The sequence below is a fragment of the Roseateles paludis genome (genome assembly GCF_039872745.1).
GTDB lineage: Bacteria > Pseudomonadota > Gammaproteobacteria > Burkholderiales > Burkholderiaceae_C > Pelomonas > Pelomonas paludis.
In genome coordinates, this window is the sequence record NZ_JBDPZD010000002.1 from 1 (window position 1) to 22244 (window position 22244).

Genomic DNA, 22244 nt, shown 5'->3' on the forward strand with positions numbered 1-22244 from the left:
AAGGGGGCTGATCCGTCGTTGCAAATGCTCGCTGGGCACTCGGCCCAGCTCCGCTTTGCGCCTAGGCTGAGCCCCCTTGCTGACCCAACGCGCTCCCGTCCCAAAGCCCGACAGCCTCCTAGACTGAACCCATGAAGCTCGCCCTCCCCCTCGTTGCCCTGGCCCTGACGCTCAGCAGCCACGCCCAGACCCTGCGCTGGGCCAGCCAGGGCGACATGCAGACCCTGGACCCGCACTCGCAGAACGAGATCCTGACCAACACGCTCAACAACCACATCTATGAGGCCCTGGCCCGGCGTGACAAGGACATGCGTGTCGTGCCCGCGCTGGCCCTGGAGTGGGTGCAGTCCACCCCGCTGCTCTGGAAGGTCAAGCTCCGCCCCGGGGTCAAGTTCCATGACGGCACGCCCTTCACCGCCGAGGACGTGGTCTTCTCCATGGCCCGCCTGCGCGACGCCAACTCCCCCCACCGCGTCTACGCCAATGCCGTGGGCGTCCCGAAAGCCGTGGACCCGCTGACCGTGGTCTTCGCGCTGGAGCGGCCCAACCCCGTCTTCCCCGAGATGCTGGTCAACCTCTTCGTCATGAGCAAACGCTGGAGCGAGGCCCACAACGTGGCTCGGCCGCTGGACTTCAGGAAGCAGGAGGAGTCCTACGCCAGCATCAATGCCAATGGCACCGGGCCCTTCATGCTCGTGAGCCGCCAGCCGGGCGTGAAGACCGTCTTCAAGCGCAACCCAGGCTGGTGGGGCAAGTTCGAGGGCAACCTGCAGGGCTTCACCTACCTGCCCATCGGCAACGACGCCACGCGCACCGCCGCCCTGCTCTCGGGCGAGGTGGACTTCGTGATGGACCCTCCTCCGCGCGACGTCGAGCGCCTGCGCAGCCAGGGCGGCGTCCAGGTGGTGGACGGGCAGGAGAACCGCCTGATCTTCATCGGCATGGACCAATCGCGCGACAAGCTGCTCTATGGCCAGGTACAGGGTGACAAAAACCCCTTCAAGGACCTGCGCGTGCGCCGCGCGCTCTACCAGACCATCGACATCCAGGCCATCAAGACCAAGCTGATGAACGGCTACTCGGTCCCCACCGGCGGGCTCACGCCCTCGCCCCTGGGTGCCTACAACGACGCCGCGCTGGAGGCCCGCCTGCCCTACGACCTTGCCGCTGCCCGCAAGCTGATGCAGGAAGCCGGCTATGCCGACGGCTTCGAGGTCACGCTCGACTGCCCCAACAACCGCTACATCAACGACGAGAAGATCTGCGTCGCCCTGGCCGGCATGTGGGCCCAGCTGAAGGTGAAAGTGCGGGTCAACGCCATGCCGCGCGCCCTCTTCTTCCCCAAGATGGAGAAGTACGACACCAGCCTTTATCTCGCCGGCTGGGGCGGCGGCTCGACCGACGCCGAGACCATGCTGACCCCCATCCTGCGCAGCCGCGGCGAGCAAGGCGTGGGCGTGTCCAACTACGGCGGCTGGGTCAACAACGAGGCCGACGCCCTGGCCGCCAAGTCCACCATCGAGACCGACCCCGCCAAGCGCCAAAAGCTGGTCAAGGCCGCACTCGCTGGCTTCCGGGATCAGGTCAACATCATCCCGCTGCACCGCCAAATGATCCCCTGGGCCCTGCGCGTCGGATTCAAGGTCCCGCACTCGCCCAACAACGCCCCGAGCATGGATTGGGCATCGGCGCCCTCCAAGTAGGGCCGGCCAAGTAGAATCCCCAGCTCACGCCGCGCCGTCAGTCTTGCGCGGCGTTCTTTTTTAAGCGCGCCCCTCGCTGGCCCGAAGACTGGCAGTGCCTCCCCGGCTCTGCGGCCAGCGCGTTCGTACCCGGCGTGCTCACTCCTTGATTCGATGACCTTCGAAACTCTCGGCCTGGCAGCCCCGCTGCTGCGGGCCATTGCCGACGCCGGCTACACGACCCCCACCCCCATCCAGGCGCAAGCCATCCCCGCCGTCCTCAAGGGCGGCGACCTCATGGCCGGCGCACAAACCGGCACCGGCAAGACCGCCGGCTTCACCCTGCCCATGCTGCACCGCCTCTCCATGGGCGAGAAGCTGCTGAACAAGCGCGGCAAGATCGCCATCCGCGCCCTGGTCCTCACCCCCACGCGCGAGCTGGCCGCCCAGGTTGAAGAAAGCGTCCAGACCTACGGCAAATACCTGCCGCTCAAGAGCATGGTCATGTTCGGCGGCGTGGGCATGCAGCCCCAGATCAACAAGCTGCGCGACGGCGTGGACATCCTCGTCGCCACGCCCGGCCGCCTGCTCGACCACGCAGGCCAAGGCACGCTGGACCTCAGCCAGGTCCAGATCCTGGTGCTCGACGAAGCCGACCGCATGCTCGACATGGGCTTCGTGCACGACATCAAGAAGGTGCTGGCCCTGCTGCCCGCCAAGAAGCAGAGCCTGCTCTTCAGCGCCACCTTCAGCGACGAGATCAAGAACCTCGCCGACCGCCTGCTCAACCAGCCCGCGCTGATCGAGGTGGCCCGCCGCAACCAAACCAACGACGCCATCGCCCAGAAGGTCCACCCCGTGGGCCGCGACCGCAAGAAAGAGCTGCTGGCCCACCTCATCAAGAGTGGCGACTGGCACCAGGTGCTGGTCTTCTGCCGCATGAAGCACGGCGCCAACCGCTTGACCGACTACCTGAATGACCAAGGCATCAGCGCCATGGCCATCCACGGCAACAAGAGCCAAGGCGCCCGCACCAAGGCGCTGGCCGACTTCAAGAGCGGCGACCTCACCTGCCTCGTCGCCACCGACATTGCCGCACGCGGCATCGACATCGACCAGCTGCCCCACGTCGTCAACTTCGAGCTGCCCAATGTGCCGGAGGACTATGTCCACCGCATCGGCCGCACCGGCCGCGCCGGCGCGCAAGGCGAGGCCGTCAGCCTTGTCTGCGTGGATGAAAACGGCTTCCTGCGCGACATCGAAAAGCTCATCAAGCGCGAGATCCCGCGTGAGATGGTGCCCGGCTTCGAGCCCAACCCCAACGAGAAGGCCGAGCCCATCGTCCTCGGGCGCACCGTGCTCAACCCCAATGGCAGCCGGGGCCGCAACCCCAACCCACCCCAGCACGCCGGCCGTGGCGGGCGCGGTGGCAGCGGTGGTGGTGGACAAGGACGTGGCAACAGCGGCGGCGGTGGCCGCCCGCAAGGCCAATCGGCACCGCGCCCCCAGGGCCAGGCCGGCGCACGACCCCAAGGCCAGGGCGCACCCCGGCCCCAAGGCGGATCGGGCGGATCCGGCGGCTCAGGCACCCAAGGCCAAGGCCGCCCCTCGCCCAAGCCCCAGGGCCAGCCCGCCCGCCGTGAAGGCAGCAGTGGCAGCCCCAGCCGCAGCAACAACGGCCCGCGCCTGACCCAGCCCAAGCGCTGAGCTGCAGCCTAAAAAAAAAAGCCAAACGGCCCGCTGGCTTGCCCAGCGGGCCGTTTGTCTTGTGCGCCACGCCTCACCCGGACAAAGCCACCAGCTTCAGCACCGTCGCCCAGTTGCGCGTCGTCACGCCCTTGCCCAGCTTCAGCAAGGCCTCGCCCAGCTTGCTCTCCAAGATGCCGTTGGCACAGTGCAAATACGCCGCCTCCGACCCCACGGCAAAACGCTCAGGCGGCTGGGCCAGCGCTTGCTGCCCCTCCAGCTTCTGCAGCGCCGACGAGTCCTGCACAAAGGCCACCAGGAATTTGGAATGGTCAGCCTCCGGCACCTCCAGCGGGTTGCTGGACACGGCCGCCGCCATCTCGGCGCCCGACTTCACGATGACCGACACCCGCAGCCCCAGTTGCTGCTCCAGCGCCTGCCCAATCGCCTCCGCGTGCTTCAGTACCGAGCGGCCTGTGCTGCTGAACACCGCATTCCCACTGTTCAGCAGGGTGCTCACCTCGGTATAGCCCAGGCCCTGCAGCAACGCCTTGAAGTCCGCCATCGGCAGGCGGTTGCCCTTGCCCACATTCACGCCGCGCAGCAACACCACAAAACGCGCCATCAGCTTCACCCTTGGAGTTGGAGCGCGAAGTAGACAACACGCTCCGTCTCCACAAAACCCAGGCAGCGGTGCACGGCCTGGCTTTGCGTGTTGTCGAGCAGGGTGTCCGACGCCAGCTCCGCGCAACCCTGAGCCCGCGCCCATGCCGCCGCCGCCCTGATCAAGGCCCGCGCCACACCCTGGCGCCGCGCCGCCGGCTCCACGTAGACCCCCTCCAGAAACCCCACCGGGCTGGACGCTGTGCCGTTCACATAGTCCGTGCGAACCGCGACTTCGACAAAGCCCAACGCCTCACCCGCCGCGCTCCGGGCCATGAACTGCCCGAAGCGGGTCGGCTGCGACAGGAACTCGCCCATCTCGTCCAGATGCTCCTGCGCCGAGCCCTCCGGCCACAGCGCCTGGCGCATGCGCAGCCAGTCAGTGTCGGGGAGCTGGGTGAGTGGCGTGATGGTCATGCAAAGAAGCTCAAGATCGCACGGCCCCGCTACTTTGGCAGCTTCGTGATCTGCACACTCACGATCTTCCAGGCGCGGCCCCGGCGGACATAGATGTCGATGTAGCGGTAGTGCGAGGTGAACAGCTTGCCGTCGTAGGTCCCCGTCATCTGGGTCCGCCCGCTGAGCAAGGCGACATCGCCGTACAGCCTGACCTCGAAGTCCTCGACCGTGTAGGGATCGATCGTCAGCTTGGGATCGATCAGCCCCTCGACGAACGACTGCTTGGTCTCGATGTTCCCCGCCCCGTCAATCTGACGGAAGTCGTCGGCCATGTTCGCTTCGATCCCGGCACGCCGCTTGGCGACGATGGCCTTGTCCCATCGATCGGCCTGGGCTCGAAGCTGTGCGACTTCATCAGCCTGACTATCGGCAGCCTGATCGGCAGCGGCGGGCAGTCCGACAAAGGCGCCCACTAGGGCGGCAGCCAGGGCGCGAACCAAAGACTTGCGACGCGCAGCCAGCAGCGCCAGGCCCTCGGCGGACTCAGTTGCAGTCGGTGTCGACTTGCCGCCAAGCATGGGTCACCTATTGAGCCATTGATGCCCAAACCCCGGCAATGCCCAATACAAGCAGCGCAATTGGCGCACCCCACATATGGCGCAAACTATTGATATAGGCACTCTCCGGATTTGAAATCGAATATCGAATGGACATTTTCTCACCCGGAGTCAATTCGTTGACAGCCACCCCGGATGTAGAGGTAAAAGTATGCTGCCGCCCAATAGTATCCACATACGAAATGACCGGCACGTGCGAACTCGAATCATCCGACTCCCTGACCTCGACGCGCACGACGGTGCCGATTGCCGAGGCGCCAAATAGCAGTGCGCGCATTCTCCGGAAGGCCAGGATGGCGCCAACTGCCAAACACAGAATGCCGACGATCCCGAAGTAGATTCTCACTAATTCAATTTAACGTTCGAGGTAACCGGCCCGCGGCGGCAGGTGGCGTAAGGCTGGCGCGCGACAGTGGCGAAGCCGCTGCGCGCCAGCCTTACGCTGCCTGCCGTAGCGGGTCCGGTTGACCGATGGGTTAGACCTCACGGGAGGCGGCGGAGGAACGCGGAATCCTCTGTGGCATATTCAGATAATTCGAAGCTGGTCCTTGCGTTGATTCAGGTCCAGCGCAATCTGATTGCATCGCTCAATTGATGAGGCAATCTCTGTGACCTCCCTTCCATGCTTCACAGCTAGGTCCATGTCGTTTTGGAGTTGTCCTAGTTGAAGCGCAGCTTTCTTCAGTTCAATTGCTTTCTGAGTCTCGGAAGCTGTGTACCTCTTACTCATGCTATCCAATCCCGCGTTGATGATGGCCACACCAGAAGTTACTATGCCCGAAATTCTGGCAACCTCTTCCTTGCCGATTCCGATTGCCCCCAGAGTCGTCGCTCCACCTACTGCTGCAAGAAGCGCAACTAGAAGGCGAGATGAGTTGAGTGAGGATGCCCGGGCAATAGTCTTGTCTGCGAGGCGATTTATCGCCGGAACCAATTCTGAACAGAGGGCGGATGTAAATGCGGCCCGATCCTCATGATACGCACGATCGATGTCCGCTTCGCCCGCATCCGGACCGTATTTGACTTCCTTCTCGAAGGCAGGAAATCTTTGTACTAGAAGCGCAAGGCGGCCGGCGTCGAGTTGCTCCAGCAAAGTTGTCAGCTCATTGAATAGGGCTCGGCTTCCGCTCACGGTCATTTGCATGCCCCAAAAAGTCCACACGGGATGTAAATAAACAGAAAGCCAACAATTGACTTCGATCCATCTTGAAGTCTCTTGTATATCGGAGCGCGTACTGTTTTAGCTGCGCCGTCGTTGACGTTTCGCAAGAAGTTGTTGGAAACCCAGATGTCGAGGGTTTTGTCTGAAAGTCGCTCGGTGAAGTCTCGCATTGACGAGGCTTCGTTTAATGCTGTCAGTATCTTGGGGACGATCTCGCGTGGGTAAAGCGCGTGTAATGTGCCCACCGGTGGATAGTCTCGAATGTAGGGCTTTCCCGCCATTGCGCTAAAGTGTTCAGCTGTATAGCAGCCCAGGAAGAATATCGGGCGATTGGCGTTCTTTGCAATCTGCGTCAGAGCTTCGAAGGAGACGGTGTAGCCGCCACTTCCTTCGACGCGGAATGCTGAGCCTTCAGTATGACCGATAACAACGACAGGCGCGCTGGAATCACCAGATTCGACCAATTGGCGAATTACCTCAAGCGGGTCGCCCTTGATCTCCCTCGGTCCTCTCAGATGCTGACTACCTTTAAGACTAGACAGCATGTCGGATGTCTTGCTATCCGAGAAAAGCGATACAACTTGCGCATTCCTTCTGTTGAATGGAACTTTGCCAAACGTTGCCCAACCATCTATGTCTGGCGGAACTCCAGTTTTCACGCAGCAATCATTGAGCTTGGCAGCCCAGCGCGGTGGTGGTTTGGGTCTATCAATCCGCTCCAACGCAAAGACTGAAGGTGAATCTTTCAGGTACAACTCCGCATGGGAGAAGCTGGCGGTGCTAATCCGAAAGGTCTGTTCGTCTTTATTGAAGAGGTTGGCGAACTCAGGAGACGAGGGATCCTTGTCAAGTACGATCTTTAGTTTCGTGGCGTCAACTGGTTTAGTCGAGCCGGTTAACTTTGCAACTGAGTCGCTGAAGACTTCGGCATTGTTGAGGTCCTCGTGCTTTAGAACTAGCACGGGAGCGTCGTTGTAGCCGTTCTGCAGATAGTTTGTTGTGAGTACGACGCCGGTGTCAAAGACGCGCACTAAGACGTATGCTGAGGAAATATCTGTCGTTGCACTTCCCAAACTAGCGGTAATCGATTTCCAGAAAGCCGAACGTCTAGAGCCTTCTGCATTGTGGGTGGTGCCCGCAAACTGCGGGGGTCTCTTTGCCCAAGGGTACTTGAGGGCTTCTGCACCAGTGGACTCAGTTGGTGCCTTGTATACGTCGCGCTCAACTGGGCGGTATGGCCTCGCAGGCGGCGCTGGAGGCCGGTATGCCGGTCTACCCGGTGGTGCCCATGCGTCTGTTGAGAATAGCGAAAGCGAGACCAAGAGAGCTGCCAGAGCAGCGGCACAGCGAGTCCGGGCGTAGATGTCTCTCATGGCGGGCTCACCTTGCGAAGGTAGGCACAAAGGACGGGCGTTATTCGGTAGTACCTTGTTCCGTTGTAGTCCAAGGCGTGTCTGCGGGTAGCAAGACGTTTGACCCTAGGCTGTTAGCGCTCATGCGTCGTCATCAATTGAGTTGATGTTCCACTGACTGACTTCCGCCGCTTGGTTTAGTTTTCAAGCGTCGAGAACCACCGATTCGTTGTGTGAGGTCTAACGTTCGAGCTAACCCCGACCGCGGAGGCAGGTGCTGTAAGCCGGGACGGCGACGATAGTACGACTGGCGCCGGCCCGGCTTACAGCGCCTGCCGTAGCGGGTCGGGGGTTGAGCGAGGGGTTAGGCCCCATCCCGCACCGGCTTCAACACCAAGTCTTCCAGCACTTCAAATGGCTTGTCACCCCACTCCTTGTCGCCCGGTAGGGGTGGCAAGGGAAGCCAGTGACTCACCTCCGACTCGGAGAATTTGGTCTTCTCTGGGTACAGCCTAGGCTTACAACGCGCCTGGATCAACGATGTCACCTCGCTGAACTCCGTGGTGCTGGTGAAGTTGGAGGCACACAGGGACGCAAGCTGAAAACAGCCGTCAAGCGCACTAGTCGCGACGGCGTGATCAGGCATCGCTCCGCGATGGGCGAAGTCGTTGCGCGCCTTCCTCACCCGGTCAAGCGTGTCTAGAACTGAGACTGGCAGCATGCCCTTCTGAAGAAGAACTTCGAGTTTGGCGGATACAGGCCAAGTCCGGTGGTCATCAAGAAAGGCTCGGCGCCCCTTGCTTGGCTTTCCGAAGGCAACTACTACGTACTTCTGCCACGCGATCTCGACTAGACGTTCAGTAGTTGTCCAGATGTTGATTAGTGACTCGGCCCATTGCTTGCGAACATAGAACGTAGCCCCGTAGAGCAACTGCTCTCTGGGGATCTCACCCAGGCGTTGCAGCAATTCCCGTCCCCTTGCGACTGACGCCTGAAGGTCGTCGACTGCAATGCTCTCTGGATTCAGTAGCGAGATGACGTCGAGAGTTCCGATGTGCTTTGAGCGCGCAGCCCGGTGAAAAGTAGCGGCATCACCTCCTGCACCACCGTGCATTCGCACATATCCGGTGAAGGAGAGGCTTCCGTAGCCGACGTCGTCCGGGGTAACTGCTTCGCAGTAGATTCCGCCTACGAGAAGTTCTGCGAGCGTCCTATTGAACAGCGCAAGCGAACTCTCCCGCTCTCGCAGAGCCGGAGTTGCCGGGAGGACAAGTGTTCCGTCAAAGCACACTCCCATGGAGTACGGAGCAATTCCCACGTCGACATACGTTGACATGCGGTGGAGTTTCACGTAGTCATACTCGCGTGAGTTGATCTCCTCCAGAGTCGGCGCCCATTGATCCAGGGGACCGCGAGCGACGAAGCGAAGCGGCCTGTAGTTCGCCGTGATGATGGGAACTGCTTCGTGAGTGCGCGGCATGTCGTTGATGGGGCCTAACGTTCGAGCTAAGCTGCCCGCGGAGGCAGGCTGTGTAAGCCCGGCCTGTGATGATGCACCGTGTGCCACAGGCCGGGCTTACACAGCCTGCCGTAGCGGGTCAGCTTGAGCGAGGGGTTAGGCCGCAGCCTCGTTGCGCGCATTCTTGGTGGCAAGCAGATACACAGCAAGTGCTCCCGCGAGATTGACCGCGAGCTCTGCGTGCCTTGGTGCGGGCTTCACTCCGGCTTTGCCCTTCCCATGCGAGTCGCTGAGACGGTTCCGCAGGGCTCCGAGACCTTCGACGACCGCCGTGCAGCCGCCGAGAATCTGCTTGAAGACGGCCTCTGTGTGCTGGGACGGTGCCAGGTTCAGGTGCTCTGCAGTCTGCTTGTACAGCTTGGTGATGTCCGGGCTGTCTTCGTACGGAACCTCGGCTTCTTCAAGAATGTGCTTGCACACCGATTCGAGCAGAGTTCTGGCAATCGTTATGGCTCCCTCTGGGTCCGAGGCCCTACGGTCCAGCGCCTTTGACCATGCTGCTTGAACGTGGGCTGAATCAAACTTCTCCAGCGATTCGGAGACAACCGCGTCCGAAGGTGCGACGCCTCCCTTCTCCAGGAGGTCAAGCATTGGCGCGAACTCGTCCCACAGGTACCGCCTCCGCTCGGCGTATGTCGGGTACTTGTTCTTGATGAACTGCCAGAACTGGCCCAGGCTGCGACTCGTTCGGATGAATCTCGGTGTCGCCGCTTCGATCGAGGGTTCCGATAGGACCACTTGGCGTAGTCGTGTGTACTCCGCTTCGTCCTCGGCGCCGCCAGTCGCGTGGCTCACAAGGAGGTTCTGAAGCGACTCGACTTCTTCGAAGAGTGGGTGGCGCTGAGGCATGTGTTCTGCGGCCTAACGTGTTCTCGGGAGACAGCCGGCGCCTCTTATGCAGGCCGGCTGCCGGATAAGCTGGGCGGAGTTGCGGCGTCTAAGTGCCTGGCGGATCACGTTCCTTACCCCCATTGACTGTATGCGCATACAGCTTTAAATTTCCAGCAAAAGCGGCACGTTGTTACAAGTTCTCTGCCTGAGCTTGGCGTGGCTGCTGGACGCCGGATCATGCCAGCCTCCCCGCACTACCTGGCACCCCGAGGAACCCTGCGACCCAAGCCAGCAGCGGCACTCCCAGCGCTCCGGGCGACCCGCGTGCTCGACCAATTGCGAGGGCGGCTGCGCTACCTGCACTACAGCCTGCGGACAGAAGACGCCTATGTGTATTGGGTCAAGGCCTTCATCCGGTTTCATGGACGGCGCCACCCGGCCGAAATGGGTGGGCCGGAGGTGGAAGGCTTTCTGACGCACCTGGCGCACGACCGATCGGTTGCGCCATCGACCCACAGTCAGGCTTTGTCGGCGCTGCTGTTTTTCTATACCAAGGTGCTGGAGCACGATCTCCCCTGGCTGCAGGAGATCGGGCGCCCGCAGCGGCATAAGCGGCTTCCGGTGGTGCTGAGCGTCGAAGAGGTGCGCCGCGTGCTGGCTGGCCTGGAAGGCGTGCACCTGCTGCTGGCACAGTTGCTTTACGGCACGGGCTTGCGCATCACGGAGGCCTTGCAGTTGCGGGTCAAGGACGTGGATTTTGCGAACCGCGCTTTGATCGTGCGCGAGGGCAAGGGCGCCAAAGACCGCGTGGTGATGCTGCCGGACGCCTTAGTCCCCGCACTGCGCGAGCAACTGGCGCTTGCCAGGCTGATCTGGGCGGCGGACAGAGAAGCCGGCTCTAGCGGTGTTGAGATGCCCCACGCCCTGGAGCGCAAATACCCGCGCATGGGTGCGAGCTGGCCCTGGTTCTGGGTCTTCCCGCAAGACCACCATTCCACCGACCCACGCAGCGGCGTCGTGCGCCGCCACCACCTGTACGACCAGACCTTCCAGCGTGCCTTCAAGCGCGCTGTCGCGGCCGCAGGCATCGCCAAGCCAGCCACGCCACACACGCTGCGCCACTGCTTCGCGACGCACCTGTTGCAGGCTGGCAGCGACATCCGCACCGTGCAGGAACTGCTCGGCCACTCCGACGTCTCCACGACGATGATTTACACCCATGTGTTGAAGATCGTGGGCGCCCGTAGCCCGCTGGACGCCCTGCATGCGGCTTGACCGCGACCAGCCAGTCCAGGCACGGTCGGCAGGGCTCCTCAACCATCCCCCATCGTCGCCCCCGGCACAAACGGCAGGCTCCGCACGCGCGTGCCGGTGAGCCGCGCCCACGCATTGGCCAGGGCCGGGGCCAAGGTAGGCACTCCCAGCTCGCCCACACCGCCCATGGCGGCGCTGCGGTCGAGCGTGGTGGGTTGGGGCATGAGGGTGACGCTGACCTGCGGGGCTTCGTTCAGGCGCAGCATGCGGTTGGTGTTGAAGTTTTTGTTCTGCGCGGCGCCGTTGCTGAAGGTTTGGCGGCCGTAAAGCGCGGCGTTGAGGCCGTGGATGACGCCGCCCATCAGCTGGGCCTCGACGGAGTTGGGGTTGACGACCCAGCCGCAGTCGATGGCGAGCCAGACGCGGGTGACCTTGGGGGCGCCGGTGCTGCTCTTGGTGACCTCGACGACCTGGGCCACGATGCTGTTGAAGGCGGTACCGATGGCGATGCCGCGTGCGCGACCTGACGGCGCTGCGCTGCCCCAGCCGGCCGCCTGGGCGGCGGCGTCGAGCACGGCGGTCCAACGCGGGTTGGTGAGCCGGGCGCGGCGGTACTGGTAGGGGTCGAGGCCGGCGGCCTGGGCCATTTCGTCGACCATGGACTCGACGGCAAAGGTGTTGATGGACGCCCCCACCGAACGCCAGAAGCCCACGGGGATGGGCGCGGTGTGGCTGACCCATTCGGTCAGGCGCGAGCCAAAGTCGTAGGGCAAGGCGTTGGCGCCCTCGTAGCCTTGGCTGTCGCCGGTGGCGGGCAAGGTAGAGCCGCGCTGGCCCAGGATGGAGGGCGAGACGTTGCGGTAGGCCCAGCCCAGCACCTGGCCGGTCTTGTTGAGGCCAGCGCGCACGCGCACCAGGGCCATGGGGCGGTATTGGTCGTGGGTGAAGTCTTCCTCTCGGGGCCACATGAGCTTGACGGGCTTGCCGAACGTTGTCCCGATCGCCATGCCCACCTGCACGGCCTGGCTGATGAAGTCCATCTCGGCCTTGCGCCCGAGGCCGCCGCCCAGCGCGGTGACGTGGATGGTGACCTGCGCTGCGGTCATGCCCGTGAGGGCCATGACGAGGGTGAGCGCGGATTTGGCGGACTGGGTGGGTGCCCAGACCTCGCACTTGACGCCGGCCTGGAAGTCCACCGTGCAGTTCAGCACCTCCATGCAGGCATGGGCCACATAGGGCAGGCTGTAGGTGGCGTCGAGCTGGCGGTCGGCACCGCTGATGGCGGCCTCGGGCGTGCCCTGGCGCTCCACGGTGTAGGCGGTGCCGGGTGGGTTGGCGCCGCCAGCCACATAAGCGGGGGCCGAGGCCATCAGGGCTTGCGCGTCGGTCATGAACTGCGCGGTGTTGAGCGCGGCGGCATTGGCAGGCAGCGCCCACTTGAGGCTGAGGCGCTTGGCAGCCTGCCAGGCGTCCCAGGTGGTGCCGGCCACGGCCGCCACGGCGTTGACATTGCCCACGGCCTCCAGCCCGCGCGCGGTGCCGGCCGCCACCTTGGTGGGCACCACGGCCAGCACACCGCTGGGCTTGCTTGGGGTGGCGGCCAGGATGCCGCCCAAGCTCGGGCAATGGCGAATCACGGCGTAGACCATGCCAGGCAGGCGCACGTCGAGGCCGTAGATGGTGCTGCCGTCCACCTTGGCAGGGATGTCGCTGCGCGGCACGGGCTTGCCGATGTAGCGCAGCTGGCTGTCTGGCACCAAGGGCGCAGACGCGGGCACCGGCATGGTGGCGGCGCGGGCGGCCAGCTGGCCGTAGCTGAAGCGGCGGCCGCTGGGTGTGTGCGTCACCACGCCGTCGCTCACGCTGAAGTTGGCACGGGCGCTGTCCGCCACCTCGGCCATGGCCGACGAGACCAGCATCTCGCGGGCGATGGCGCCAGCGTCGCGCAGGCGCCAGAAGTTGTTGCGCGTGACGCTGGAGCCCACGGTGTTGATGGCCACGCCCACGGGCGCCGGGCTCGCCAGCGAGGGCAGCGCGGGCACGAACTTGACCCGCGCGGGGTTGACCATCAGGTCCTCGCACAGCACCTGCCCGAGGCCGCTGAAGGAACCCTGCCCCATCTCGGACGCGCCGATGGCCAGGGTGATGCCGTCGTCACTGCCGACGGTGAGCCAGGTGTTGACTGCCGTCGAGATGGCGGCCTCGGCCCCACGGGGGAGGCAAAAGCCCAAGGTGAGGCCGCCGGTGACGGCCAGGAATTCACGGCGCTGCAAGGCTGAGTTCATGGTGTGCTCCTTGCTCACAGCCCGGCCACGGCCTGCTTGATGCGCTGATAGGTGCCGCAGACGCAGAGGTTGTTCACCTCGCTGGCGATCTCGCTGCCATGGTGGCCCGCCTTCATCGCGCCGGCCACGCTCATCAACATGCCGCTCTGGCAGAAGCCGCACTGCGGCACCTGGTGGGCGATCCAGGCCTTTTGCGCCGGGTGGCTGCGGTCGGCAGAGAGGCCCTCGATGGTGGTGATCTTCTTGCCGGCGGCGGACGAGACGTCGATGTCGCAGCTCTTCTGCGGCTCGCCATTGACCCAGACCGTGCAGGCCCCGCAGACCTCGATGCCGCAGCCGTACTTGGTGCCGGTGAGGCCCAGCACGTCGCGCAGCACCCACGGCAGGGGCATGTTGGAGGACGAGACGGTGACGGGGCGGTCCTGCCCGTTCACGTTCAACACATAGTTCGGCATGCTGGTTCTCCGGCTGGCGTACGATTTCTAACAAATGCACAAATTGCGCATTTCACTTTGCGCGTCCAGAATGGGCCTGTCAAATGGCAGAACGTGATGAGTTGTTACTGGCGGCTTTGGACTCCCTGCTCGCGCCTCTGGCCCAGCTGTGCGTGGCGCATGGGCTGCGGGCCGACGTGCTGGAGGAGCGGCTGCGCCTGGCCGTCGTCCAGGCCGCGCGCCAGGCGGCTGGCACCAGCGGAGCACGTGACGTGAGCCGCATCGCCGTGGCCACCGGGCTGAGCCGGCGCGAGGTGGCGCGGCTGAGCGAGCTCGGCGCGGCCCGGGCCGCCACCAAGCCCTCGCCCGTCGAGGAGATTCAAGCCCGCTGGCTCACGCGCAAGCGCCTGCAGGACGCTGACGGCCAGCCCCGCGCGCTGCCACGCGCCGGCAAGGCCCCGAGCTTTGAAGCCTTGGCACAGTCGGTTACCCGACACGTACACCCGCGCAGCCTGCTTGAGGAGATGCTCCGCCTGGGCCTGGTTCGGCTCGATGCGGACGACACCGTGTACCTGCTGCAAGACAACGTGGCCCCCACGCAAGACGACGCGCGGCTCTACGGCTTTCTCGGCGCCAACGTGGCCGACCACCTCGCCGCTGCCGCTGAGAACGTCGTGCATCGCGACCGCCGGCACGTCGAGCAAGCCATCTTTGCCGATGAGCTGAGCGCCAAGTCCGCCCAGGCCATCAACACCCGGGTGCGCGAGCTGTGGAGCCAGCTCCGCGCCGACCTCATCCCCGACATCGAAGCCCTGATCGAAGCCGACAAAGCCGGCCAGCAGCCCACGCACGAGCGCGTGCGCATCGGCCTCTACACCTACAACACGACCGAACCCACGACTGAACCGGAAACTCCCGATGAAGCCTGAACGCACCCCCCTCAGCCGCCGCCATCTCCTGCTCGCCCTCACTGGCAGCGCCACCCTGGTTGCCTGCGGCGGAGGCGGCTCTGAATCACCTGCCGCCACTGCTGCCGAGGCCGCCCCAGACACCGGCCCTACCGCACGCATCCTGGGCGTAGGCACCGGCGGCACCGGCCGCTACAGCTATGTGGAAGCCGCCTTTGCCGCCGTGCAGCCACTCACCGTGGGCAGCGTGACCGTGGACACCACGGGCGCCACCATCGTGGACGGCGCCGGCCAGCCCGTGCCGCAGCACGAGCTGGAGCTGGGCATGCGCGCCCGCGTCAGCGGCGGCCCTATCGCGGCCGGCCACTTGCACGCGACGTCCATCGAGGTGGACGCCCAGCTGATCGGGCCGGCGCACTGGCTCGATGCCAACCGCCTCGTGGTGTTGGGGCAAACGGTGCTGCTCACCAGCGGCACGGTGCGTGCCGCAACTGCGCAAGACGCGAGCGTGCGCGTCTGGGGTGAGCTGGACCCCGAACGCGGCCTGGTGGTGGCCACCCGCATTGACACCCAGACCGCCGCCGGCCCGATGCTGCGCGGCGTCGTTTCCGCCATAGCCCCCACTCAGCAGACCGTGAGCGTGGGCACCCTGGTGCTGCACGTGGCGGGGCCGCTGCCGGCAGACGTCGCCATCGGCGCACGCATCCGCGCCCAGTTGGGTGCCCAGCTGGCCGCCAACGACTGGGAATGCCCACAGCTGCGCCCGGACGCCACCCGCCCCCCTGAGGGCGCCGACACCGAGCTGGCCGGCCGCGTTGCCGATCTGAGCATGCTGGCCGATGGCCCGCGCTTCAGCCTCGACGGCGTGCCGGTGGACGCCTCGCAAGCGCGCATCACCAACCCCAGCGCACTCGCCTCCGGCGCCCACGCCGAGGTGAAAGGGCGGATGCGCAATGGCGTGCTGGTGGCCCGCACGCTGGAGCTGGAGGCGCCCGAACCCATCGAGCTGAGCGGCCGCGTGACGCGCCTTGACCCCATCACCCAGACCCTGACCGTGAATGGCCGCAGCGTGCGCTGGAACGCCAGCACTGTGTTTGGTGGCCGGCCAGCTGCCAGCCTGCGCGTGGGCCGCGAGGTCGAGATTCGCGCGCTGCCCGACGCCAGTGGCAGCGTGCTGCTGGCGCGCAGGATTGACGTGCGCTGAATCTCCGCCGGCCGGCCTAATATGGCCGGATGAAGATCACATTCCTCGGCGCAGCCGACTCCGTTACCGGCTCCAAGCACCTCGTGCAGTTTGGTGAGCAGCGCCTGCTGCTCGACTGCGGCATGTTCCAGGGCTTCAAGGCGCTTCGCGAGCGCAACTGGCTCCCGCTCGGAGCGCCGGCCACTCAGCTGGACGCCGTGCTGCTCTCGCACGCCCACCTGGACCACAGCGGCTACCTGCCGGCGCTCAAGCGCCAGGGGTTCAAGGGCCCGATCTATGGCACGGCCGCCACGCGCGACCTGTGCGAGGTGCTGCTGACCGACGGCGCCCACCTGCAGGAAGAAGACGCCCGCCGCGCCAACCGCGACAAGACCAGCCGGCACGAGAAGGCCCTACCGCTCTACACCGTGCGTGAGGTGGAGGCGACCATGAAAGCCTTCCGCGCGGTGCCGCGCGACGGCAAGCTGCAGCTAGGCAGCACGGCCGTGCGCTTCACGCCGGGAGGGCATTTGCTGGGGGCCAGCTCCATCCACGTCAGCAACGCAGGGCGCAGCTTGCTGTTCTCGGGCGACATCGGCCGCGTGAACGACCTGCTGCTGCCCACGCCCCAGGTGCCACCGGCGGCCGACGTGGTCTTGATCGAATCCACCTACGGCAACCGCCTGCACCCGCCCGAGGACGTGCAGGCCCGGCTCGCGCAGATCCTGCGCAGCACCTTGAAGCGCGGCGGCTCGGTGCTGCTGCCGAGCTTTGCGGTGGGCCGCGCGCAGGCACTGCTGCTCGTCTTGCAACGCCTGCGCAACGCGGGCGAGCTGCCGCTGGATGTGCCCATCTGGCTCGACAGCCCCATGGCCCAGCAAGCGACCGAGCTGACGCTCCGGCACGCCAAGCTGCTGCGCGTGCCGCTGCGCGAGGTGCAGGGCCTGACCGACCGCGTCCACCTCGTCACCAAACAGGCCCAGAGCCTCAAGCTCGCCGCCCAGCTCGCACAGCCGCGTGCGCGGCCCAGCATCGTCATCTCGGCCAGCGGCATGGCCACCGGTGGGCGGGTGCTCAACTACATCGAGACCCTGGCCCCGCAGTCGCGGCACGCCATCGTCTTCCCGGGCTTCCAGGTGGGCGGCAGCCGGGGCGCGCGCATGGTGGCCGGCGAGCGCGAGATCAAGCTGCACGGCCGCTTCGTGCCCGTGGCGGCCGAGGTCACGCACCTGGACGGCTTCTCGGGCCACGCCGATGCCGAGGGCCTGCTGCAGTGGCTGCGTGCCCTGCCCCGACCGCCCGAGCAGGTGTTCGTGGTGCACGGCGAGCCGGCGGCCGCCGATGCCCTGCGCAGCCGCATCCAGGACGAACTCGGCCTGCGCGTGCGCGTGCCGCAGCACGGCGAGACCGTCACGCTTTGAAGACGGCTTCAATCGTCCCGGCCGAGGTCGATTTCTCGGACCCGGCCGCGCCAGCCTCGACGGCGTTCGGCGACGTGTATCACGCCCGCGCCGGCGCCTGGGCGCAGGCACAGCAGGTCTTCATGGCCGGCAATGGCCTGCCCCAGCGCTGGCAGGGCCGCGAGCGCTTCACGGTGCTGGAGACGGGCTTTGGCCTGGGCAACAACTTCCTGGCCACCTGGGACGCCTGGCGGCAAGACCCGGCACGCAGCCAGCGCCTGCACTTCATCAGCCTGGAGCTGCACCCCCTGCGGCCGTCGGACCTGGCCCGCGCCCACGCCGCCACCGGCCCGCTGGGCGCCGAGCTGCTGGCGCAATGGCCGCCTCTCACGCCGGGGCTGCACCGCCTGAGCTTTGACGAGGGCCGGGTGGAGCTGCTGCTGGGCCTGGGCGATGCGCGCGCCCTGCTGCGCGAACTGGTGCTGCAGGCCGACGCCTTTTATCTGGACGGATTTGCCCCAGCCTGCAACCCGCAGCTATGGGACGCCTACCTCTTCAAGTCCCTCGCGCGGCTGGCCGCGCCCGGCGCCACGGCCGCCACCTGGAGCGTCGCGCGCCCGGTGCGCGACGGACTGGCGGGCAATGGCTTTGCAGTGAGCAAGGCGCCGGGCTTTGGCGGCAAGGGCGAAATGACACGCGCCGTCTTTGCGCCCCACCACCGGGCCCCGCAGTCGCCGGGCCGGGAAGCGCTGACCCGTGATGCCCGCGAAGGCATCGTGCTCGGCGCGGGGCTGGCCGGCGCTGCGTGTGCCCTGGCGCTCGCCGAGCAGGGCCTGGCCGTCACCGTGATCGACGCCCTGCCCCAGGCTGCTGGCGCCAGTTCAGGCAACCCGGCCGGGTTGTTCCACGGCACGCTCAACCCTGACGACGGGCCGCACGCCCGCTTCAACCGTGCCGCCGCGCTGGCCACGCAGGCGCTGCTGAAGCGCCTTGGCCTGCCCTGCGTGCAGCAGGGCCTGCTGCGCCTGGAGCTGGCCCGCGACCTGGCCCAGATGCAGCGGGACGCACGCGGCCTGCCGGCCGCCTACGTGCAGGCCCTGGCCGCGCCCGAAGCCAGCGCGCTGGCTGGCATCCCCCTGGCCCAAGCCGCCTGGCACTACCCCGGTGGCGGCGCCCTGGCGCCCCGCACCTATGTGGCCGCCATGCTGGGCGCCAGCGGCGCCGCGCTGCGCCTCAACACCCCCGTGGCCGCGCTGCGCCAAAGCGGCGCAGCCTGGCAGCTGTTGAGCGCCGAAGGCACCGTGCTGGCCGAGACCGGCCTGCTGGTACTGGCTGGCGGCCACGCGCAGCGCGCGCTGCTCGCCGCGATCGACCCCGCGCTGGCCGCCGAGCTCGTCACGCAGCGCGGACAGATCAGCCGCGTCGCCCCGGCACCGGCACGGCTGGGCACCGCGCTGGCGGGCGACGGCTATGCCATCGATGCCGGTCTTGCGGGCTTCTGGTGCGGCGCCACCACGCAAGACGGTGACCTGGACCCGCAGCTGCGCGCCGCCGACCATGCAGAGAACCTCGCGCGCCTGGCGCGCCTGCTGGGCCAGCCCGCGCCCACCACGGCGGCTGAAGGCCGCGTCGGCTGGCGGCTGCTGACGGCCGACCGGCTGCCCCTGATCGGCGGCCTGGCCGACCCCGCTCACCGCCCAGCGCAGCGGGCCGAGCAGGTACGCTTTCATGCGCGGCTGCCGGGCCTCGTGCTGTGCACGGCACTGGGCTCGCGCGGCATCAGCTGGGCGGCGTTGGCGGGGCAGGTTGCGGCCGCCCGCGCGCTCGGCACGCCCTGCCCGATCGAGGCCGACCTGCTCGACGCGGTCGATCCCGTGAGATATGTGGCACGGGCCGAGCGCACATTGGCGCAATACCCACACGAGACACGCGCAAACTCCTGAGCCTCATCTGCAGCCTCGGGAACACACCATCCTCGGGCCCGGGCTGCCGACGTGACCCAACAGCTGACAAGCACTCAGGAGACCTGGATGTCCAACATCTTTGGCGGTGGCGCCACGCAACGTCTGACCCTCGCTCTCGGGGCCGCGCTCATCCTCACCACGATTGGCGGCGTCATGGCGTTGAACGCCTTGCCCGACGCAGCAGGCTCCACCAAAACCTGGACCATCGCCTGCCTGGTGCTTGCCTGGGTGGCCGGCGGCGCGGCGGTGCTGACCTCGGGCGGCGGTTCTTCAGGCGGCGGCCTGGGTGGCGCCATCGAGGCGGCCGAGGCCCTGGCGCGGCTGGACCTGAGCCACAGCATCCCCGGCGGACGCAGCGGCGAGATTGGCCGCCTGCTGGACGCCCTCGAATCGACACAAGGCGAGCTGCGCAGCCTGGTGGGCAATGTGCGCTCGGCGTCCGAGAGCATCGGCACCGCCAGCTCCGAAATCGCCGTGGGCAACCAGGAGCTGTCGCAGCGCACCGAGCAAGCGGCCTCCAACCTGCAGGCCACCGCCTCCTCCATGTCTGACCTGACCGGCACCGTGCGCCAGACGGCCGACGCCGCCATGACAGCCAACCAGCTCGCCAGCTCGGCCGCCAGCGTGGCCCAGCGCGGTGGCGACGTGGTGTCGCAGGTGGTCAACACCATGGGCTCCATCAGCGAGAGCTCGCGCAAGATCAACGACATCATCGGCGTGATCGATGGCATCGCCTTCCAGACCAACATCCTGGCCTTGAATGCTGCGGTGGAAGCCGCCCGTGCCGGCGAGCAGGGCCGTGGCTTTGCCGTGGTGGCCGGTGAGGTGCGCTCCCTGGCCGGCCGCTCGGCCGACGCCGCCAAGGAGATCAAGAGCCTGATCGGCGCCAGCGTCGAGCGCGTCGAGTCCGGCACCAAGCAGGTGGAAGCCGCCGGCGCCACCATGACCGAGATCGTGGCCAGCGTGCAGCGCGTGACCGACATCATTGGCGAGATCAGCGCCGCCGCCCGCGAGCAGAGCGAGCGCATCGGCCAGGTCAACACGGCCATCATCCAGCTCGACCAGATGACCCAGCAGAACGCTGCGCTGGTGGAGGAATCCGCCGCCGCCGCCGAAAGCCTGAAGGAGCAGTCGGGCCGCATGAATGAGGCCATCTCGGTGTTCCGCGTCGGGCACCGCTAAGCCTCCGAGCACCACACCCACAGACGCCGCCGGCTCCTCGGAGCCGGCGGCGTTTTTGCTTTTCACCCCTGGCGCTTTGGGCCGGCCGGGCAGACACTTGAGGCGCAAGCGCCGTGCTGGGAGGCCGGCCGCACCCAACACAAAGACGTGGAGGTGACGTCATGGCCAGCAAGAGTCGAAGCATCGGTCAACGCATGGGCCTGGTCCTCGGGCCGGTGCTGCTGATCGCCTTGGTGGGGTCGGGGCTGGGCTGGAGGGCCCTGCTGCACGTGGGTGAGCGCACGCAGGAGGTGGTGAGCGACAGTGTCGCCACCGAACGCCTCGTCAGCGAGTGGCAGCGGCACACCGGCATCAATGTGGCTCGCGCGACGGCCATCGTCGCCAGCACCGATGCCTCGCTGGCGGCCGAACTGGCGCCCGCCATGGCCGAGACCAGCCAGGCCATCAATGCCGTTCAGAAACAGGTCGAGGCCCTGGCAAACACCGCCGAAGAAAAGCGATTGCTGGAGCGACTGGGCGGCGCCCGCAGCAGCTACCTCAAGGTCCGGGAAAAGGTGCTGGGCCTGCGCAAGAGCGGCAAGGCCGACGAGGCGCGGCAAGCCTTTGAGACCGAGTTCAAGCCCGCAGCGGCTGCCTACCTGGAGGACATGCAGGCCGTCAGCGCGCACGAGCGCAGCCAGTTCGACGCGGCGGCGGCTGACGTGGCGCGCATCAACCAGCAGGCCCGCCTTGCCCTGCTGCTGTTCTCGGTGCTGGCCATCGTCACGGGCGCCCTGCTCGGCCTGTGGCTGACGCGGTCTATTGGCCGGCCGGTCCAGAACGCTGCGCGCCTGGCCGAGGGCATCGCCACCTACGACCTGACCCAGAGCGTGCCCGCGCAGGCCGGCCCCGGCACGCGCGAAACCGACCAGTTGCTCAGCTCGCTGGACGACATGCAGAGCGCCTTCCGCAGCTTGATCACCGGCGTGCGCTCGGCTGCCGACAGCGTGGGCACCGCCAGTGCCGAGATCTCGGACGCCTCGCTCGACCTTTCGCACCGCACCGAGGTGGCTGCCTCCAGCCTCCAGCAAGCCGCCTCGGCCATCAGCGAACTCAACGACACCGTGCGCGCCACCGACCAGGCGGCCAGCAACGCCAACCGTCTGGCGGCCGAGGCGGCGGCGGTGGCCCAGCGGGGGCACGACCGCGTGAGCGCGGCCGCTGCCACCATGGACTCGATCACCGACAGCTCGCGCAAGATCAGCGACATCATTGGCGTGATCGACGGCATCGCCTTCCAGACCAATATTCTGGCGCTGAACGCCGCCGTCGAGGCCGCCCGCGCGGGCGAGCAGGGCCGTGGCTTTGCCGTGGTGGCGGGCGAGGTGCGCACGCTGGCCCAGCGGTCAGCCCAGGCCGCGCGCGAGATCAAGACCCTGATCGGCGGCAGCGTGGAGCGTGTGGCGGCGGGGTCGGAGCAGGTGCGCTCGTCGGGCGACACCATGTCCGAGCTGGTCGAGAGCGTCAGCCGCGTGGCGCAGATCATTGGCGAGATCACCCACGCCATGCACGAGCAAAGCGATCGCATCAGCCAGATCACCGCTTCGGTGGGCTTGCTGGACCGCAGCACCCAGGAGAACGCCGCCTTGGTCGAGCAGTCGGCCTCGGCCTCAGTCAGCCTGCAGCAGCAGGCGGCGAGGCTGAACGAGTCGGTGGCGGTGTTCCGGGTCTAGGGACTCGGAGG

The 22244-nt window shown here is 66.4% G+C and carries 18 protein-coding genes and 1 pseudogene; 9 read left to right on the top strand and 10 right to left on the bottom strand.

The window, feature by feature from the left end; genetic code table 11:
• Window positions 1-131 precede the first annotated feature (131 nt).
• Window positions 132-1703 (top strand): ABC transporter substrate-binding protein, encoded by a 1572-nt coding sequence (locus ABDJ85_RS05880; protein ID WP_347703836.1) that lies wholly within the window; start codon window positions 132-134, stop codon window positions 1701-1703.
• Between the two features lie 153 nt (window positions 1704-1856).
• Window positions 1857-3389 (top strand): DEAD/DEAH box helicase, encoded by a 1533-nt coding sequence (locus ABDJ85_RS05885; RefSeq protein ID WP_347703837.1) that lies wholly within the window; start codon window positions 1857-1859, stop codon window positions 3387-3389.
• A 73-nt stretch (window positions 3390-3462) separates the two neighbouring features.
• On the opposite strand, the gene ABDJ85_RS05890 is transcribed toward ABDJ85_RS05885, so the two are convergent.
• From ABDJ85_RS05890 to ABDJ85_RS05925, 8 genes are all read right to left on the bottom strand, one after another.
• The gene (locus ABDJ85_RS05890; RefSeq protein ID WP_347703838.1) at window positions 3463-3993 is read right to left on the bottom strand and encodes a DUF1697 domain-containing protein; all 531 of its coding nucleotides are present in this window, start codon (window positions 3991-3993) and stop codon (window positions 3463-3465) included.
• Window positions 3994-3998: 5 nt separating this feature from the next.
• Entirely contained in the window at window positions 3999-4448 is a 450-nt protein-coding gene (gene aac(6'), locus ABDJ85_RS05895) for an aminoglycoside 6'-N-acetyltransferase (RefSeq protein WP_347703839.1), read from the bottom strand.
• Between the two features lie 29 nt (window positions 4449-4477).
• On the bottom strand, window positions 4478-5008 hold the full coding sequence (locus ABDJ85_RS05900; protein WP_347703840.1) for a nuclear transport factor 2 family protein: 531 nt from the start codon (window positions 5006-5008) through the stop codon (window positions 4478-4480).
• A gap of 7 nt (window positions 5009-5015) precedes the next feature.
• Entirely contained in the window at window positions 5016-5393 is a 378-nt protein-coding gene (locus tag ABDJ85_RS05905; RefSeq protein ID WP_347703841.1) for a DUF3592 domain-containing protein, read from the bottom strand.
• Window positions 5394-5573: 180 nt separating this feature from the next.
• The gene (locus tag ABDJ85_RS05910; protein ID WP_347703842.1) at window positions 5574-6191 is read right to left on the bottom strand and encodes a hypothetical protein; all 618 of its coding nucleotides are present in this window, start codon (window positions 6189-6191) and stop codon (window positions 5574-5576) included.
• Complete coding sequence (locus tag ABDJ85_RS05915) at window positions 6182-7240, bottom strand: hypothetical protein (RefSeq protein ID WP_347703843.1); 1059 nt, start codon at window positions 7238-7240, stop codon at window positions 6182-6184. Before ABDJ85_RS05915 ends, ABDJ85_RS05910 begins: the two co-directional genes overlap by 10 nt.
• Before the next feature lie 685 nt (window positions 7241-7925).
• Window positions 7926-9041, bottom strand: coding sequence for a hypothetical protein (locus ABDJ85_RS05920; RefSeq protein ID WP_347703844.1), 1116 nt, complete (start codon window positions 9039-9041; stop codon window positions 7926-7928).
• A 135-nt stretch (window positions 9042-9176) separates the two neighbouring features.
• Entirely contained in the window at window positions 9177-9929 is a 753-nt protein-coding gene (locus tag ABDJ85_RS05925; protein ID WP_347703845.1) for an abortive infection family protein, read from the bottom strand.
• A 219-nt stretch (window positions 9930-10148) separates the two neighbouring features.
• On the opposite strand from ABDJ85_RS05925, the gene ABDJ85_RS05930 reads away from it, so the two are divergent.
• On the top strand, window positions 10149-11186 hold the full coding sequence (locus ABDJ85_RS05930; RefSeq protein ID WP_347704864.1) for an integron integrase: 1038 nt from the start codon (window positions 10149-10151) through the stop codon (window positions 11184-11186).
• A 38-nt stretch (window positions 11187-11224) separates the two neighbouring features.
• Here the strand turns inward: ABDJ85_RS05930 and ABDJ85_RS05935 are convergent, their stop codons facing one another.
• Both ABDJ85_RS05935 and ABDJ85_RS05940 read right to left on the bottom strand, forming a co-directional pair.
• Window positions 11225-13450 carry a xanthine dehydrogenase family protein molybdopterin-binding subunit gene (locus ABDJ85_RS05935; protein WP_347703846.1) on the bottom strand — a complete coding sequence of 742 codons (2226 nt, stop codon included), beginning with the start codon at window positions 13448-13450 and terminating at the stop codon, window positions 11225-11227.
• A gap of 14 nt (window positions 13451-13464) precedes the next feature.
• On the bottom strand, window positions 13465-13905 hold the full coding sequence (locus ABDJ85_RS05940) for a (2Fe-2S)-binding protein (RefSeq protein ID WP_347703847.1): 441 nt from the start codon (window positions 13903-13905) through the stop codon (window positions 13465-13467).
• 83 nt (window positions 13906-13988) lie between these two features.
• On the opposite strand from ABDJ85_RS05940, the gene ABDJ85_RS05945 reads away from it, so the two are divergent.
• The 6 genes and pseudogenes from ABDJ85_RS05945 to ABDJ85_RS05970 all read left to right on the top strand — a co-directional run bounded on the left by ABDJ85_RS05945 (window position 13989) and on the right by ABDJ85_RS05970 (window position 22233).
• Window positions 13989-14813: a DUF6502 family protein gene (locus ABDJ85_RS05945; RefSeq protein ID WP_347703848.1), complete on the top strand. Its 825-nt coding sequence runs from the start codon at window positions 13989-13991 to the stop codon at window positions 14811-14813.
• Window positions 14803-15996 carry a DUF5666 domain-containing protein gene (locus ABDJ85_RS05950; protein ID WP_347703849.1) on the top strand — a complete coding sequence of 398 codons (1194 nt, stop codon included), beginning with the start codon at window positions 14803-14805 and terminating at the stop codon, window positions 15994-15996. Before ABDJ85_RS05945 ends, ABDJ85_RS05950 begins: the two co-directional genes overlap by 11 nt.
• Window positions 15997-16025: 29 nt before the next feature.
• Window positions 16026-17396, top strand: coding sequence for an MBL fold metallo-hydrolase RNA specificity domain-containing protein (locus ABDJ85_RS05955; protein WP_347703850.1), 1371 nt, complete (start codon window positions 16026-16028; stop codon window positions 17394-17396).
• Window positions 17393-19318, top strand: a complete 1926-nt coding sequence (gene mnmC, locus ABDJ85_RS05960; protein WP_347703851.1) for a bifunctional tRNA (5-methylaminomethyl-2-thiouridine)(34)-methyltransferase MnmC2/FAD-dependent 5-carboxymethylaminomethyl-2-thiouridine(34) oxidoreductase MnmC1 — start codon at window positions 17393-17395, stop codon at window positions 19316-19318. The genes ABDJ85_RS05955 and mnmC overlap by 4 nt, the downstream gene beginning before the upstream one ends.
• A gap of 144 nt (window positions 19319-19462) precedes the next feature.
• Window positions 19463-20521, top strand: a pseudogene (locus ABDJ85_RS05965) (methyl-accepting chemotaxis protein); the annotation flags it as partial.
• A 161-nt stretch (window positions 20522-20682) separates the two neighbouring features.
• The gene (locus ABDJ85_RS05970; protein WP_347703852.1) at window positions 20683-22233 is read left to right on the top strand and encodes a methyl-accepting chemotaxis protein; all 1551 of its coding nucleotides are present in this window, start codon (window positions 20683-20685) and stop codon (window positions 22231-22233) included.
• Window positions 22234-22244: the final 11 nt, after the last annotated feature.

What these genes read in the sequence shown, in the direction of transcription:
- ABDJ85_RS05880 (WP_347703836.1), top strand. Translation starts at nt 132, where the DNA reads ATGAAGCTCGCCCTCCCCCTCGTTGCCCTGGCCCTGACGCTCAGCAGC.
- ABDJ85_RS05930 (WP_347704864.1), top strand. Translation starts at nt 10,149, where the DNA reads ATGCCAGCCTCCCCGCACTACCTGGCACCCCGAGGAACCCTGCGACCC.
- ABDJ85_RS05900 (WP_347703840.1), bottom strand. Translation starts at nt 5,008, where the DNA reads ATGCTTGGCGGCAAGTCGACACCGACTGCAACTGAGTCCGCCGAGGGC.
- ABDJ85_RS05955 (WP_347703850.1), top strand. Translation starts at nt 16,026, where the DNA reads ATGAAGATCACATTCCTCGGCGCAGCCGACTCCGTTACCGGCTCCAAG.
- ABDJ85_RS05940 (WP_347703847.1), bottom strand. Translation starts at nt 13,905, where the DNA reads ATGCCGAACTATGTGTTGAACGTGAACGGGCAGGACCGCCCCGTCACC.
- ABDJ85_RS05885 (WP_347703837.1), top strand. Translation starts at nt 1,857, where the DNA reads ATGACCTTCGAAACTCTCGGCCTGGCAGCCCCGCTGCTGCGGGCCATT.
- ABDJ85_RS05945 (WP_347703848.1), top strand. Translation starts at nt 13,989, where the DNA reads ATGGCAGAACGTGATGAGTTGTTACTGGCGGCTTTGGACTCCCTGCTC.
- ABDJ85_RS05910 (WP_347703842.1), bottom strand. Translation starts at nt 6,191, where the DNA reads ATGCAAATGACCGTGAGCGGAAGCCGAGCCCTATTCAATGAGCTGACA.
- ABDJ85_RS05890 (WP_347703838.1), bottom strand. Translation starts at nt 3,993, where the DNA reads ATGGCGCGTTTTGTGGTGTTGCTGCGCGGCGTGAATGTGGGCAAGGGC.
- ABDJ85_RS05970 (WP_347703852.1), top strand. Translation starts at nt 20,683, where the DNA reads ATGGCCAGCAAGAGTCGAAGCATCGGTCAACGCATGGGCCTGGTCCTC.
- ABDJ85_RS05925 (WP_347703845.1), bottom strand. Translation starts at nt 9,929, where the DNA reads ATGCCTCAGCGCCACCCACTCTTCGAAGAAGTCGAGTCGCTTCAGAAC.
- ABDJ85_RS05950 (WP_347703849.1), top strand. Translation starts at nt 14,803, where the DNA reads ATGAAGCCTGAACGCACCCCCCTCAGCCGCCGCCATCTCCTGCTCGCC.
- ABDJ85_RS05935 (WP_347703846.1), bottom strand. Translation starts at nt 13,450, where the DNA reads ATGAACTCAGCCTTGCAGCGCCGTGAATTCCTGGCCGTCACCGGCGGC.
- ABDJ85_RS05920 (WP_347703844.1), bottom strand. Translation starts at nt 9,041, where the DNA reads ATGCCGCGCACTCACGAAGCAGTTCCCATCATCACGGCGAACTACAGG.